The organism is Actinomyces sp. W5033, from assembly GCF_051303165.1.
In genome coordinates this window covers 170846-185045 of the sequence record NZ_JBPPGD010000006.1, presented here as the reverse complement: position 1 = coordinate 185045, position 14200 = coordinate 170846, and the positions used below count along the sequence as shown (strand labels likewise).

The window sequence follows — 14200 nt, the reverse complement described above, 5'->3', positions numbered from 1 at the left end:
CGCTGCGTGCCAGGCTGCTCGCCAGCCACCGTTCAGGACTGGCGGGGGCGCTTGAGGTAGGCGACGAGGGTGTCGGAGCCGGTGGGGCCGGGCACGACCTGGACAAGCTCCCAGCCGTCAGCGCCCCACTGGTCGAGGATCTGCTTGGTGGCGTGGGTGAGAAGCGGAATGGTGGCGTACTCCCATGTGGTCATGGGCCAAGTCTACGGGCCCGCGGGCCGACGACGGCCTCAGCGGACGCGGGCGAGGATGCGCGGGGCCCGGTGGGCGTGGATCTCGGCGACCAGCTCGTCGTCCTCGCGGCGCAGCCAGGCGCCCCAGTCCTCCACCTCGGGGAAGCGGCGCAGCAGGGCGCGGCGCTCGCGCTCGGTCAGGCCGCCCCACACGCCGAAGGAGGACTCTGAGTTGAGCGCCTCAGCCAGGCACTCCATGCGCACGGGGCAGGAGAAGCACAGGGAGCGGGCGTCGCGCTGCTCAGCGCCCTTTCCGAAGAGCTGGTCCGGCTCCACGTTGGCGCATGAGGCCCGGACTGCCCAGGTCTGATCGGTGGTCATGTCACGCTCCCCGTTTGCACGACGGGCGACCACTGTGTCGCCGTCGTCACATCTGAAGGTAAGGCATGGCAAGCAGTTCAGCCAAATCCCTGGGCCCCTGGCACGGCTGCCGCGGCAGATCCAGCCGCCAGGGCGTGTGCGCCGCCCGTGCAGGCACCGCCACCACGTGCGCGACGACGCTGTGGGGCGCACGCCGGGCGCAGTCACTACGTGCCCGGGGCGGCGGCACGTAGTCTGGGCACCATGTCGTCCTCATCTCGCGGCCGGACCCCCTCGCCCACCAGGGCCGTCTCGATGCTCCTCGCCTTCCTCCTGCTCTCCGGGGTGGGAGGCGTTCTCACCGCGGGCTTCGCGATGCCCTTCGTCGGCGCCACCTCGGCGGTGACCCACGCGGGGGCGCAGCTCTTCGACGAGCTCCCCACGGACTTCAACATCCTCGAGCCCAGCGAGGTCTCGGTCATCCGCGCCGCCGACGGCACGGAGATCGCCCAGTTCTACGCGGAGAACCGCATCGTGGTCCCTCTGGACCAGATCTCCGTCAACATGCAGAACGCCATCGTCGCGGTGGAGGACCAGCGCTTCTACCAGCACAAGGGCATCGACCCCACGGGCATGGTGCGTGCGCTCGTCTCCAACGCCTCGGGAGGCTCTCAGGGCGCCTCGACGCTCACCCAGCAGTACGTGCGCAACGTCCTCATCGAGGCAGGTCTTCAGCGGGGGGACTCCGCAGCGGTCGCCGCCGCGACGGAGCGGAGCACCGCGCGCAAGCTGAGGGAGATCAAGTACGCGCTCACTGTTGAGCAGACGTACACCAAGCTGCAGATCCTCGAGGGCTACCTCAACATCGCGGCCTTCGGCCCCTCGACCTACGGCGTCGAGGCCTCCTCGCAGCACTTCTTCTCCCACTCCGCGGCCGATCTCACGGTGGCCGAGGCCGCGCTGCTGGCGGGTCTGACGAACGCTCCGGGCGCCTACGACCCCATCGCCTTCCCGGAGCAGGCCAAGTCCCGCATGGACTGGGTGCTGCTCAAGATGCTCGAGGAGGAGTTCATCACCCAGGAGCAGTACGACGAGGCGGTCGCCACCCAGATCGAGGACATGCTCAACGTGACCAACACGGTTGGCGGCTGCGGCGCCGCGGGTGCTGCGGCCTACTTCTGCGAGTACGTCGTCGGCGAGATCGAGACCTCCGAGCTGTTCGGCGCCACCGAGGCTGAGCGCCGCCAGCTGCTGCTGCGCGGTGGCCTGACGATCACGACGACCCTCGACCTGGGCAAGCAGGCGGCCGCCGACGCCGCGGTGCAGGAGTACGTGCCCACCGGCGACCCCTCCAACGTCAAGGCGGCGCTGGTGTCAGTGGAGCCGGGCACGGGACGGATCCTCGCCATCTCCCAGAACACGAACTACGGCGACGCCACCGAGGAGGACCCGACCGCGACCCAGATCTCGCTGGGGGTGGACGCCCTCCACGGCGGCCTGGAGAACAGCGACGGGACCTCCGGGTTCCAGCCCGGATCTGCCTTCAAGGCCTTCGTCCTGGCCCAGTGGTACCAGGAGGGGCGCTCCGGCTACACGAGCTTCAACACCTCGCCCACGAGGTTCCCGGCCTCGACGTGGAACATCTCCTGCGCCCCGGAGAACGCCGCCGACTGGAACGTTGACAATGCCAACGCTTTCGAGGGGGGCATGAACAACGTCATCCGCTCCACCCAGCTGTCCATCAACGTCGGCTACGCACGCATGACCGCAGCCATGGACATCTGCTCCATCACGAACCTGGCGGCCAGGATGGGCGTGACGACGAACGCCGGGGAGCCCCTGGCGGCGCAGCCCTCCATCGCCCTGGGCTCTCAGGAGGTGACCCCCCTGCAGATGGCCAACGCCTACGCCACCTTCGCCGCGCACGGCGTGTACTGCAAGCCCATCGCCATCGACTCGGTCACCGACTCCGACGGCAACGCGCTCGCCGTGCCCTCCTCGCAGTGCACGCAGGTGATGGAGGCCGAGGCCGCGGACCAGACGGCCCTGACCCTCACCTCGGTCATGCGCTCGCCGGGCACCGGGGCCACCGCGGCCCTGGCGGGAGGCCGCCCCTCGGCCGGCAAGACCGGCACCACGGAGGAGATGGACAACGCCTGGTTCGTGGGCTTCACCCCGAGCCTGTCCGCTGCCGTCTGGCTCGGCCACTCCGAGAGCTACTCCGCGATGAACAACCAGGTCATCGGCGGACGCTGGTACTCGACGATGTACGGCTCGGACGCTCCCGCACCCCTGTGGAAGATGTACATGGACGCCGCCCTGGCGGGCGCACCCTACGAGTTCTTCAACCAGGTGAGCCTCGGTGTCCAGCCCATGCCGACGGCGGCACCCGCCTCCATGCCGACCCCTGAGGTCAAGGCGGAGCAGGAGGCCCCTGCGGAGGCGAACGCCTCCATCCCGGCCCCGGCTGAGCAGCCAGGCGGCGCCCCGGCCACCGCCGTCAGCGGGGGCTGAGCCGTGGCAGCCAGGTCTGTCTCGGGCGCAGGAACGGGGCTGAGGGCGGTCGCCCGCACGGTGGCGCTCGCCGCTGGCGCAGTGGGCGCCGCCGGAGCCGGGGTGCTGGGCTACGCCCTGCTCGAGGCCCGGATGCCGGTGCTGCGGCGCCTGGAGGTTCCGGTGCTCGCCCAGGGCGAGCAGCCCGTCACGCTGCTGCACCTGGCGGACCTGCACCTCACGGACCGCACCGAGGCCCGCGTCGCCTGGGTGCGGTCCCTGGCGGACCTGCACCCCGACGTCGTCGTCAACACCGGCGACAACCTGTCCTTCGCCAGCGGCCTGGAGCCGCTGAGCCGGGCGCTCGAGCCCTTCCTGCACCTGCCAGGAGCCTTCGTCATGGGGGACCACGACTACCGCAGCACCGCCCTGAGGTCGCCCACGCGCTACCTGCGCCGCGACCCGCGTGACGCGGACGACCCGCAGCGCGAGGTCGAGGCCCTGCCCTGGCGTGAGGTGCGCGACCTGCAGCGCTCGGGCGGTTGGGCGGACCTGACCAACACCCGCGGCGAGCTGTGCGTGCGCGGGCGCCGGGTGCGGCTCGTGGGCGTGGACGACCCGCACGCGGAGCGCGATGTGTACCCGCAGGCCGTGGCCCCGGCCTCGGAGGGCACCTGGGTGCGTGGCCGCGAGGGCCGCCCGCTGCACCTGGGGCTCGTGCACGCTCCCTACCGGCGGGTCCTGACCGCGATGAGTGCCGACGACGTCGATCTCGCCCTCGCCGGCCACACCCACGGCGGGCAGCTGTGCCTGCCGGGCTACGGGGCACTGGTGACCAACTGCGACCTCGACCGCGAGCGCGTCACCCGCAGGCTGTCGCAGTACCCGGGGCGCGCCGGCGACCCGAGGGCGGCGGACCACATGTACCTGCACGTGTCGGCGGGACTGGGCACGAGCCCCTTCACGCCGGTGCGCCTGGCCTGCCGCCCGGAGGCCACGCTGCTCACGCTGGTGCCCGCCAGCTGAGGCCTGGCTGGCTCTCCCGCCAGAGGGGCTCGCCTCCCACCTGTGTCGCGGCGCCGGCGGGCACGTGACTCAGGACTCAGGCCGTAGATTTCCCACGGTCCCCTACGAGTGGCTATAGTTCCCTCTGCACACGGGGTGTGGCGCAGTTTGGTAGCGCGCTTCGTTCGGGACGAAGAGGTCGTGGGTTCAAATCCCGCCACCCCGACGACGAGGACGTCGGCAAGCTTGCTTGCATGACGTCCGAGGAGGAAGGGGTCGCCAGGCCCCCCGGCCTTAGCACCCCGACGACGAGGACGTCGGCAAGCTTGCTTGCATGACGTCCGAGGAGGAAGGGGTCGCCAGGCCCCAAGGAGAGCCCATGGCCCGCAGCCCCCGCCGCTCCTCCCCGAGCCAGCCACGCCTGCTCACCCTCGAGCTCAGTGCCGCGGCCCTGTCCCTGCTGGCGCTGTGCGCCTGGACCTGGCTCGTCCTCACCGGCCACACCGCGGCTCTGGACGCCCGCCTCCACGCGCCCGGGCTGCCCCTGCGCTCGGTGCGAGGCCAGCTCGCCGAGGCCTTCTCCCTGCTCACCCACCCGCTCCTCGTGCTCCTGGCGGTCCTCGCCGTCGCCGTCTTCTCCTACGCCAGGCGAATGCGACGCCTGGCCATCGCCCTCGTGGTGGCCGCCGTCGGCGCCCCGGCCGCTGTGGCGCTGAGCGCCTGGCTCGGTGTGGAGCGCCCGTCCACCGCCTTCGCGGACTCCGTGTCCAACCTGGGCGGCGCCTACCCCTCCAGCCACGTCGCGGCCGTGACCATCGGTGCCTGGGTGACGGTCACCCTCGTGCGCGCCCACCGCCGTCCGGGCTCCTCCGTGCTCGCATGGTCACTGCTCGTCGGCTGCCTCGCCCTGCTCACCGCGGTGGCGCAGTGGGCCACCGGCCTGGCCCACGGCTCGGACGTCATCGGAGGGGCCCTGCTCGGCGTCGCGGTGGCCAACCTCGCCCTGCTGGCGGGAGGGGTGCGTCCCATCCTCGTGGACTGGGCGCGCCTGGGCCTGCCGGCCGAGCAGGTTGACGCCCACGCCGCCGTCATCCTCAACCCCACGAAGTTCGATGACCTGTCCCTGCTGCGGCGCCGGGTCGAGGCCACGGTCCTTGAACGCGGGTGGCGTCCGACGACCTGGCTGGAGACAAGCACGCAGGACCCCGGGCACGAGGCCGCCCGCCGGGCGCTGGCCGACGGCGCCGACCTCGTCCTCGTGGCCGGGGGCGACGGCACCGTGCGCGCCGTCAGCGCCGAGCTCGCGGGCACGGGCGTGCCGATGGCGCTGCTGCCCTCGGGCACAGGCAACCTCCTGGCACGCAACCTGGGGGTGCCTCTCGACACCGACTCCGCGCTCGACCTCGCCTTCCGGGGCCGCACGCGGCCCATCGACGTCGTCGCCGTCACCTGGCTCGACGGTGAGGGCGCAACGCGCAGTGAGCGCTTCGCCGTCATGGCCGGCCTGGGGCTGGACGCCCAGATCATGGAGGACACGAACGACGAGCTCAAGAAGGTCATCCGCTCGGGCGCCTACGCGGTGGCCGCCGTGCAGAACGCCGTGCCGGACCCCTTCCACGTCACCATCACCCTCGACGAGGGGGACAGCGAGGCGCGCTCGGCCGTCATGGTCCTCATGGGCAATGTCGGCACCATCACCGGCCGGATGACGATCTTCCCCGAGGCACGGCCCGACGACGGGCTCCTCGACCTCATGGTCGCCTCCCCCGACCGCGTCACCGACTGGGCCCGCCTGGGCACGCAGATCCTCACCGGCCGGGACTCCGAGGGCTTCCGTACGACCTCGGCGGCACGGGTCCTCATCGAGACCGATGACCCCGTGCCCTTCGAGCTCGACGGCGACACGGTGGGCAGCGCCCGCCGTGTCGAGGCCGTCACGGAGCCGGGGGCGCTCACCGTCGTCGTGCCGCGCTGAGGCTCTCGCCGCCCCGGCGCCTCACTCCCAGCGGAAGAGCCGGGCGGCGAGCAGGCCGCACACGGCCCCGAAGGCGAGCAGGACCACGGCCGAGCCCCAGTGCGCGGCCCAGCTCTCGCCATTCCACAGGCCCTGACCGAGGTAGGTCAGCTGGGTCAGCGGTGAGAAGCGTGCGACTGCGCGCACCTCCTCGGGCAGCACCGCCAGGGGCACGGCCGCCCCGGAGGTGAAGATGAGCGGGTAGAGCAGGAGGTTGCCGATCCCCTGCGCGGCACCGACCTCCCGCACCCGGGCCGCCAGCAGGTAGCCCATGGCGAGGAAGGCCGCGAGCCCGAGCAGGGTGGCCACAAGCGTGGAGACGAGGGCGAGAACGGAGGCGGGGCGGACCCCGAAGGCGAGGATGACGACGGCGTACATGGCGGCGATCGACACGAAGGTGAGGGCGAGGCGCACGACGATGTCGGCCGCCAGGTAGGCGGCGGGTGACAGGGGCGTGGCGCGGAAGCGCCGCAGCACCCCGGCGCTGCGCTGACCGGCCATGTCCACCGGCACCATGATGGCGGAGGTGATGGCGATGACGATTCCCGGGAAGGCGGCGATATTCGCCTCCAGGAAGCCCCGCCCGTCGAACTGGGGTGTGGGGTCATTGCCGAAGATGACACCCATGACGACGACGAAGGCGGGAGCGAAGACCAGGGTGAAGACGACGGAGACGGGCTCGCGCAGGGTCCGTCGGACAGCGACCTTGAGCAGCTGACGGAAGGCTCTCATGCCTGCTTCTCCTCTCTCATGGAGCGTCCGGTCAGGGACAGGAACACGTCCTCCAGCGACGGCGTCGAGACACGCACGTCGCTGACGGTGACGCCGGTGGCCTCGATGGCGTCGATGATGTGCTGCGGGTAGCGGGTGTCGGGCACGTGGACACTCAGCTCGTTGCCGCGCACGATGGGCGCGGTGGTGGCGCTCAGGCCCTCGACGCCGTCGAGCAGGCGGGCCTCGATGGGGCGGGAGGTGCGCAGGTTGACCTGGGCGCCGCCGCCGAGTCCGGCGATGAGCGCGGGCACCGTGTCGAGGGCGATGAGGCGCCCGTGGTCGATGATGCCGACCCGGTCGCACAGGGCCTCGGCCTCGTCCATGTCGTGCGTGGTCATCACGACGGTGGTGCCGCCGTCGCGGATGGAGCGCACGACGTCCCACATCGCCAGGCGGGCCTGGGGGTCGAGGGCGGTGGTGAGCTCGTCGAGGAACACCAGCTCGGGACGGGAGATGAGGGCCAGGGCGATGAAGACGCGCTGGCGCTGACCTCCGGAGAGCTTGTCGACGTAGTCGTTGCTCTTGGCGGCGATGCCGAGCTCGGTGAGCAGGGTGTCGCTGTCAACGGGGTTGTCGTAGAAGGAGGCGAAGAGCTCCAGGGCCTCGCTGACCCTGATCCGCGGCGGAAGGGCGGCGGTCTGCAGCTGGACGCCGATGCGGGCGCGCCAGGCGGGGGTGGGGCGGGTCGGGTCGGCACCCAGGACGCGCAGGGTCCCTGAGGTGGGCTCGCGCAGTCCCTCCAGGCACTCCAGGCACGTGGTCTTGCCCGCACCGTTGGGGCCGATGATGCCGAGGATCTCTCCGGGGGCGACCTCGAAGGAGACGTCCTCAAGAGCGGTGAGCGTCCCGTGTGACTTGGTCAGGTTCTTGACGACGACGGCAGGCTCCATGGTCATTCCTTTCCGCTCGTTGGGGTGGGTGGTGGCGTGGGTTCGGGGCCGGTCTCTCCCGCCGCGGTGGACGCAGTGCCGGAGGCTGCGGAGGGGGCGGTCGGCCGGATCGCGCCGCGCACGAGCATGGCCAGGGGATCGTCGGCGGGTGCGCGCTCGAGCAGCCTGGCCAGCGGGATGAGGGCAAGACCCTCGGCGGGGTCGGACAGGACGATGAGTTGATCGCCGGGCTCCAGCCCGACGTTCCTGCGGGCCTGGGCGGGCAGGGCGACCTGTCCTCGGCTCCCGACGGTCACGGTCCCGTGGAATCCCCGGCCGTCAGGTCCGATGTATGTCGGGTTGCGCGGTGACACGGCGTGCTCCTCACTGCTGAGTACTTTGACATGTAAAACATGTATGGCATAAGGGTACACCGGTATGGCAGCCGCCATAAGCGCAGGCCCTCGCGCCCGGCCCCGGCGCCCGACCCCGGCGCCCGGCCCCGGCGCCCGGTGCGACCCATCTAGACTTGCGCCGCACGATCGCCGACCCCAAGGAGCAGGCCATGCGCCCCACCCTCACCGGCTCCCTGCGCTCCACGGCCACCGTGGCCCTGGGGCGCACCGCCCGCTTCGCGGCGCGCCTGCGCGGGGGCGGCACCGGCGGCACGGCCCTGCCAGGGCTCGTCATGGAGAGGACCGACCCCGGCTTCCTGCGCCGCACCCTCGACCAGCTGCCCCTGGGGGTCGTCGTCGTCACCGGGACCAACGGCAAGACGACGACGACGAAGATGCTCGTCCAGCTCCTCCAGGAGCAGGGCCTGACGGTCCTGACGAACCGGACCGGCTCGAACTTTGTGCGCGGCGTGCTCGCCTCCCTGCTCACCGAGGTCTCCTGGACCGGGCGCGCTAAGGCCGACGTCGCCGTCCTCGAGCTGGACGAGGCCCACGCGGTGCGCTTCGTGGACAAGGTGCGCCCGCGCGGCGCCCTGCTGCTCAACGTCATGCGCGACCAGCTCGACCGCTTCGGGGAGATCGACTACACCGCCTCGCTGCTGCGCCAGGTCGCCCAGGCGACGACGGGCGTCGTCGTCACCAACGCGGACGACCCGCGCCTGGGCGCCGACGCCTTCCTCGAGGGCCTGGAGGCACGGGTGAGCGCCTTCGGCGTCGGCCAGGGCCTGCGCGACGTCTTCCTGTCCGACGACGAGCTGCGTGGCGGAGCCAGCCAGGCCGCGCGCTCGGCCACCACCGGGCAGGGAGCCGGGCGTCTGTGCCCGCCGGCGCGCGTGAGCCTGGAGTCCCTGGAGGGCCAGGACGCCGTCATCCGTGTTGACGGGCAGGACCACCCGGTCACCTTCACCATCCCGGGCGTGCACAACCAGCTCAACGCCGTAGCGGCGCTGGCGATGGCGGTCGAGGTCCTGGGCCGGCGCCTGGACCTGCCCTGCCTGCTGGGCACGCTCTCGCGCGTCGAGGCGGCCTTCGGGCGCGGGGAGGTCCTTGACCTTGACGGGCGCCAGATCGAGCTTTCACTCGTGAAGAACCCTGCGGGCTTCCGCATGGGCCTGCTCACCGCCGCGCAGGCGGTGCGCGCACGTGGTCCCGAGACCGTCATGGTGGCGATCAACGACGAGCACGCGGACGGCCGCGACATGTCCTGGCTGTGGGACGTGGACTTCTCCTCGCTGCGCCACGGCGGGGTCGCCGTCGTCACGGGGGTGCGCGCCTGGGACATGGCACTGCGTCTGCGCTACGACGGCGTCGAGGTGGGCGCGGTCGAGCCGGACCTGTCGCGCGCCCTCGACCTGCTGCGCCAGGCGGCGGGCCGGACCGAGGAGGGCCGGATGCGCGTGTTCACCAGCTACACGGCGATGCTCGCCCTGCGCGCCCGCCTGGCCGAGCTCACCGAGGTCGAGGAGGTCATGAAGTGAGCACCCTGTACGAGCACACCACCGAGGGCCCCGCCCGGGGACGCATCCGCCTGCTCCAGCTCTACCCGGGCGACATGAACATCTACGGCGACTGGGGCAACGCCCTGGTCCTGGCCCGCCGCGCCCAGTGGCAGGGCTACGACGTCGAGATGCTCTCCTACGACCGCGGCCAGGAGCTGGACGAGGACATCCACCTCGTCGTCGGAGGGGGCGGGCAGGACTCGGGCCAGGAGCGCATCAAGGAGGACCTGCTGGCCCGGGGCCAGGCCCTTCGGGACATGGCCGAGGCGGGCACGCCCATGCTCGTCATCTGCGGGCTCTACCAGCTCTTCGGGCACCACTTCGTCACCTCCGGCGGCCAGGAGATGCCCGGCATCGGGGTGCTCGACGCGCACACGGTCGCCGGCCCGCTCCGGCTCATCGGCAACATCGCCGTGGAGTCGGAGGGCTTCGGGACCGTCATCGGTTACGAGAACCACTCCGGGCTCACCCGCCTGGGCCCAGGCGCCCGGCCGCTGGGGCGCGTGAGGCCCGGCGAGGGCAACAACGGCGAGGACGGCACGGAGGGCGCGCGCTGCCACCACGTCATCGGTACCTACCTGCACGGCTCCCTGCTGCCAAAGAACCCGGTGGTGGCGGACTGGCTCCTGGCCCGGGCAGTCGAGCGCTCGGGGAGGCAGTGGGACCCGGTTGCGGTGGAGGGGCCGCTCGGGGCCTGGACCGACAGGGCGCGCGAGGTCGCCCTGTCCCGGCCGCGCTGACCCTGGCGCGACGCCGGCGTAGCCTCGCGTCATGGCCACCCCTGACTTCATCCTCCGCCTGCGCGAGAAGATCGGCCACGACCCGCTGTGGCTGCCGGGGGTGAGCATCGTCGTCGTGGACCACCTCGGCCGGCTCCTGCTCGGGCGCCGCAGCGACAACGGCCGGTGGGCCGTCGTCTCGGGCATCCCGGAGCCGGGCGAGCAGCCCGCTGCCGCCGCCGTGCGCGAGTGCGAGGAGGAGACGGGAGTGCGTCCCGAGGTCCTGGCGGTCGTGGATGTGGGGGCGGGCGAGCCCCTGGTCTTCCCCAACGGTGACGCCTGCGTCTTCATGGACATCACCTTCGTGGGGTGGGTGGGCCCCACCGAGGCCGCACGGGCGAGGGTGGCCGACGACGAGTCCACCGAGGTGGGCTGGTTCGCCCGGGACCGCCTGCCCTCGCCCTTGGCCACCTCGTCGCGCGGGCGCATCGAGGCGGCAACCGCCTGGCTGGCCGAGCCGGCCCGCGGGGCCCGCTTCCGCACCTGACGGGCACGCACAGGCCGGCCCCGGCGTGGACCGGGGCCGGGTGCTGGACGGCGTGGTTCCGGGCCCTGGGCCCGGCAGCGCCGTCAGGAGCGTGGCTGGCGCTCGGCCCACTCGGCCGGGCTCACACGCACACCCGTGAGCTCGCCCGCGCCGCCCTGAGCCGGCCCACCCGCGCCCTGCGCGGCCATGACGACGGCGTCCAGCGCTGCGGACTCGACGAGGGTGAGGACCTGCGGGCCACCCAGGCCGCAGCCGGAGAGCGTGGTGACCGTGACCTGCCCGCCGGCCGCGGGGGCGCGCCAGCCGGGCAGCACGGCGAGCCAGTCACCCGCGGGGGCCTGCGGCAGGTCGCCGCACACGATCGTGGACCAGGCAGGGGCGAGGTAGCGTCCGAGCGCCGAGGCGCGCAGGCGGTGCGCGGCGTCCTGGAGGCGCTCGGGGTCGGAGTCGGTCCACCAGACGAGGAGGTCGGCGTCGGCACCGAAGCCGGAGACGTCGTACCAGCCGCGCGTGGTGACCTCGGACTGGTCGACGAAGTACTGTGACTCGCCGACGAGCCGGCGTCGGGTGTCTTCCAGCGGGGGCAGGGGTGCGGTGAGCGTGTAGGCGGCGAGCAGTGCGTAGCTCATGGGGTCTCCTCCGTTGGTGACGCGGGCGGCGATTGTGCCTAAGCGCCGTGACGTGAGCGTACCTGCAATCGCCCAGGGCGCTGGGCAGGGCAGCCCGGGCAGGTGAGCGGCCCGGCTCCGTCGCCAGCCCCGGGTCCGGGCCGGCTCCGGGGCCGGTCAGGGCCTCACCGGATACCGGGGCCCCGGGGACTGCACCACACTAGAGCCATGACACAGCAGTACCCCTCCGGTTCCTTCTCCGAGCGCACCGAGTCCTTCCGTTCCACGCTTCCGCGCCGTTCACGCAGGCGCCTCATCGCGGGCGTGTGCGGTGGCCTGGCCGACTACTGGGGCGTGTCCCCGACGCTGGTTCGCCTGGCGACCTTGGCTGCGGCGCTCCTGCCCGGCCCGATCTGGGTCGCCTACGTCATCGCCTGGATCCTCATGCCCGCCGCGGACTGAAGTCCTGACCGCGCATGACGGCGCCCGCCGGCCCCTGGGGGTCGGCGGGCGCCGTCATGCGCCTGGGCTCAGGCGGTGTAGTTCTGGGAGGAGAGGAACCAGGCCTGCTGCTCAAGCCTGAGGGTGATGTCCTCGATGATGCCAGAGGACATGGCGTCGGTCTCGTCGACAACCTTGTGGATGTCGCGCAGGGTGGTGACGACGGCGTTGATGGCGGCGACCTCGTAGGTGACGGCCTCGGCGACGATGGTGAGGTCGGCGGGGGCCGTCGGCAGGGTGGAGCCGGCCACGGCCTCGGGACGGCCGTCGGGGACGGCGTTGACGGCACGCATGCGCTCGGCGATGGTGTCGGAGGCGTCACGGGCGATGGTGACGACCTCATCCAGGCCCAGGTGGATGTCACGGAAGTTGGGGCCGACGACGTTCCAGTGGATCTGCTTGGTCACGAGGGACAGCGAGGTGACGTCCACGAGGGCGTGCTGGAGGGCGTCGGCGAGCTCGGGGGTGGCGGTGAAGGAGGGCAGGACAGCGGGGGCGGAGACGGCGTTCATCACAGTTCCTATCGTAACGGGGTGACTCATTAGGATTGCGTGCTCATATGCGGGGTGGCGCCCCTCAGGCCTGCGCCCCCTGCTGCTCGGCGATCTGCCGACGCACCTCGTCCATGTCCAGCTCACGCGCCTGGACGATGAGCGCGTCGAGGGCCTTCGCCGGCAGGGCGCCCGCCTCGCGGTAGACCAGCACGTTGTCGCGGAAGACCATGAGCGTCGGGATCGAGGAGATGCCCAGGGCGGCGGCCAGCCCCTGCTCGGCCTGCGTGTCCACCTTCGCGAAGGTCAGGTCAGGGTTGCTCTCAGAGGCCTTCTCGAAGATCGGGGCAAAGCGCTGGCACGGACCGCACCAGGAGGCCCAGAAGTCCACGAGGGTGATGCCCTCGCCCCGGATGGTCTCGTTGAACTGCTCGCCGGTGATGTTGACGGTGGCCATGGGATTCCTCATTTCAGACGTCGGTAGGACGCGAGGTGCAACGGTGCGGGCGGGTCGGCTATTCCAACCCGCCCCACCCATAAGCAAAGCCCCGCAGCGGCGCGGCGTCCGTCAGGCGCGTGCGGCCCGCACCTCGGCGGCCACGAGCTCGGCGATCTCGACCGCGTTGAGCGCCGCTCCCTTGCGCAGGTTGTCTCCGACGGCGAAGAAGGAGATGCCGTGGCCGTCCTCGTAGGCCTGGTCCGCACGCACCCGGCCGACGAAGGTGCCGTCACGGCCGGCGCCCTTGAGAGGGGTGGGCACGTCGTCGTAGGTGACGCCGGGGGCGGCACGCAGCAGCTCGATGGCGCGCTCGGCGCTGATCGGCCGCTCGAACTCCGCCGAGACACTCACGCCATGGCCGGAGAAGACCGGGATGCGCACACAGGTGCCGGAGACCTTCAGGCCCGGGATCGCGAGGATCTTGCGGGACTCGTTGCGCAGCTTCTGCTCCTCGTCCGTCTCGCCGGACCCGTCTGCGGCGTCCGCCCCCGCCCACGCGACCGCGTTGAAGGCGATGGTGTCCACGTACACGCGAGGCTCGGGGAAGTCCACGGCCCGCCCGTCCAGGGCCAGGGCCTCGATGTCCTGGTCAGCGACGGCGCGCACCTGGCCGGCGAGCTCGGCCACGCCCGCACGACCGGAGCCGGAGACCGCCTGGTAGGTCGAGGCGACGAGGCGGACGAGCCCCGCCTCCTCGTGCAGGACCTTGAGGGCCGGCATGATCGCCATGGTCGTGCAGTTGGGGTTGGCGATGATGCCCTTGGGGCGGTGGGCGAGCGCTGCGGGGTTGACCTCGGAGACCACCAGGGGGACCTCGGGGTCCTTGCGCCAGGCGGAGGAGTTGTCCACCACGACGGCACCCGCGGCGGCGAAGCGGGGGGCGTGCTCGCGGGAGGCGCAGGCGCCGGCGGAGAAGATGGCGACGTCGATGCCCGACAGGTCCGCGGTGGCGACGTCCTCGACCTCGACCCTCGCTCCACGGAACTCGACAACCTGCCCGGCGGAGCGGGCGGAGGACAAGAAGCGCACACGGGCGGCGGGGAAGCCACGCTCCTCGAGCATGGCGCGCATGACGCGACCGACCTGCCCGGTCGCGCCGACGACGGCGACGCTCACGCCGTCAGCGGGGCCGACGTACTCGTTGACACTCATGTGGGTGCTCCTTGGTGGTGGTGAGGGGGGCCGGCGGCTCC

15 protein-coding genes, 1 tRNA gene and 1 pseudogene are annotated in these 14200 nt (G+C 71.9%); 8 read left to right on the top strand and 9 right to left on the bottom strand.

Going from position 1 to position 14200, the window contains the following annotated elements; translation table 11 throughout:
* Positions 1–32: 32 nt before the first annotated feature.
* Together ACSJJR_RS06030 and ACSJJR_RS06025 are read right to left on the bottom strand one after the other, a co-directional pair.
* A complete protein-coding gene (locus tag ACSJJR_RS06030; RefSeq protein ID WP_435942665.1) occupies positions 33–194 on the bottom strand; it encodes a DUF4177 domain-containing protein in 162 nt (53 codons plus the stop codon).
* 36 nt (positions 195–230) lie between these two features.
* Complete coding sequence (locus ACSJJR_RS06025) at positions 231–554, bottom strand: WhiB family transcriptional regulator (RefSeq protein WP_435942664.1); 324 nt, start codon at positions 552–554, stop codon at positions 231–233.
* Positions 555–797: 243 nt separating this feature from the next.
* Between ACSJJR_RS06025 and ACSJJR_RS06020 the strand changes: the two genes are divergently transcribed.
* The 4 genes from ACSJJR_RS06020 (at position 798) to ACSJJR_RS06005 (ending at position 6006) form a co-directional block, all read left to right on the top strand.
* Positions 798–3047, top strand: a complete 2250-nt coding sequence (locus tag ACSJJR_RS06020; protein ID WP_435942663.1) for a transglycosylase domain-containing protein — start codon at positions 798–800, stop codon at positions 3045–3047.
* Between the two features lie 132 nt (positions 3048–3179).
* Complete coding sequence (locus ACSJJR_RS06015) at positions 3180–4052, top strand: metallophosphoesterase (RefSeq protein WP_435942675.1); 873 nt, start codon at positions 3180–3182, stop codon at positions 4050–4052.
* 131 nt (positions 4053–4183) lie between these two features.
* Positions 4184–4257 (top strand) — tRNA-Pro (locus tag ACSJJR_RS06010).
* Between the two features lie 153 nt (positions 4258–4410).
* Positions 4411–6006: a bifunctional phosphatase PAP2/diacylglycerol kinase family protein gene (locus ACSJJR_RS06005; RefSeq protein WP_435942662.1), complete on the top strand. Its 1596-nt coding sequence runs from the start codon at positions 4411–4413 to the stop codon at positions 6004–6006.
* Between the two features lie 21 nt (positions 6007–6027).
* On the opposite strand, the gene ACSJJR_RS06000 is transcribed toward ACSJJR_RS06005, so the two are convergent.
* The 3 genes from ACSJJR_RS06000 to ACSJJR_RS05990 are packed head-to-tail and all read right to left on the bottom strand — an operon-like array spanning position 6028 to position 8005.
* Positions 6028–6777 (bottom strand): ABC transporter permease, encoded by a 750-nt coding sequence (locus ACSJJR_RS06000; RefSeq protein ID WP_435942661.1) that lies wholly within the window; start codon positions 6775–6777, stop codon positions 6028–6030.
* A complete protein-coding gene (locus ACSJJR_RS05995; protein ID WP_435942660.1) occupies positions 6774–7709 on the bottom strand; it encodes an ATP-binding cassette domain-containing protein in 936 nt (311 codons plus the stop codon). The genes ACSJJR_RS06000 and ACSJJR_RS05995 overlap by 4 nt, the downstream gene beginning before the upstream one ends.
* A gap of 2 nt (positions 7710–7711) precedes the next feature.
* A complete protein-coding gene (locus ACSJJR_RS05990; RefSeq protein ID WP_435942659.1) occupies positions 7712–8005 on the bottom strand; it encodes an AbrB/MazE/SpoVT family DNA-binding domain-containing protein in 294 nt (97 codons plus the stop codon).
* 272 nt (positions 8006–8277) lie between these two features.
* On the opposite strand from ACSJJR_RS05990, the gene ACSJJR_RS05985 reads away from it, so the two are divergent.
* The 3 genes from ACSJJR_RS05985 to ACSJJR_RS05975 are packed head-to-tail and all read left to right on the top strand — an operon-like array spanning position 8278 to position 10908.
* Positions 8278–9621 carry a MurT ligase domain-containing protein gene (locus ACSJJR_RS05985; protein ID WP_435942674.1) on the top strand — a complete coding sequence of 448 codons (1344 nt, stop codon included), beginning with the start codon at positions 8278–8280 and terminating at the stop codon, positions 9619–9621.
* Positions 9618–10382 (top strand): type 1 glutamine amidotransferase, encoded by a 765-nt coding sequence (locus ACSJJR_RS05980; protein ID WP_435942658.1) that lies wholly within the window; start codon positions 9618–9620, stop codon positions 10380–10382. The genes ACSJJR_RS05985 and ACSJJR_RS05980 overlap by 4 nt, the downstream gene beginning before the upstream one ends.
* 31 nt (positions 10383–10413) lie before the next feature.
* The gene (locus ACSJJR_RS05975; protein WP_435942657.1) at positions 10414–10908 is read left to right on the top strand and encodes an NUDIX hydrolase; all 495 of its coding nucleotides are present in this window, start codon (positions 10414–10416) and stop codon (positions 10906–10908) included.
* An 83-nt stretch (positions 10909–10991) separates the two neighbouring features.
* Here the strand turns inward: ACSJJR_RS05975 and ACSJJR_RS05970 are convergent.
* Positions 10992–11531, bottom strand: a pseudogene (locus ACSJJR_RS05970) (chlorite dismutase family protein); the annotation flags it as partial.
* Between the two features lie 213 nt (positions 11532–11744).
* Between ACSJJR_RS05970 and ACSJJR_RS05965 the strand changes: the two are divergent.
* Positions 11745–11978, top strand: a complete 234-nt coding sequence (locus ACSJJR_RS05965) for a PspC domain-containing protein (RefSeq protein ID WP_435942656.1) — start codon at positions 11745–11747, stop codon at positions 11976–11978.
* A gap of 68 nt (positions 11979–12046) precedes the next feature.
* Here the strand turns inward: ACSJJR_RS05965 and ACSJJR_RS05960 are convergent, their stop codons facing one another.
* The 3 genes from ACSJJR_RS05960 to ACSJJR_RS05950 all read right to left on the bottom strand — a co-directional run bounded on the left by ACSJJR_RS05960 (position 12047) and on the right by ACSJJR_RS05950 (position 14159).
* Complete coding sequence (locus ACSJJR_RS05960) at positions 12047–12529, bottom strand: Dps family protein (RefSeq protein ID WP_435942655.1); 483 nt, start codon at positions 12527–12529, stop codon at positions 12047–12049.
* 64 nt (positions 12530–12593) lie between these two features.
* On the bottom strand, positions 12594–12977 hold the full coding sequence (gene trxA / locus ACSJJR_RS05955; protein WP_435942654.1) for a thioredoxin: 384 nt from the start codon (positions 12975–12977) through the stop codon (positions 12594–12596).
* A 99-nt stretch (positions 12978–13076) separates the two neighbouring features.
* On the bottom strand, positions 13077–14159 hold the full coding sequence (locus tag ACSJJR_RS05950; RefSeq protein WP_435942653.1) for an aspartate-semialdehyde dehydrogenase: 1083 nt from the start codon (positions 14157–14159) through the stop codon (positions 13077–13079).
* Positions 14160–14200: the final 41 nt, after the last annotated feature.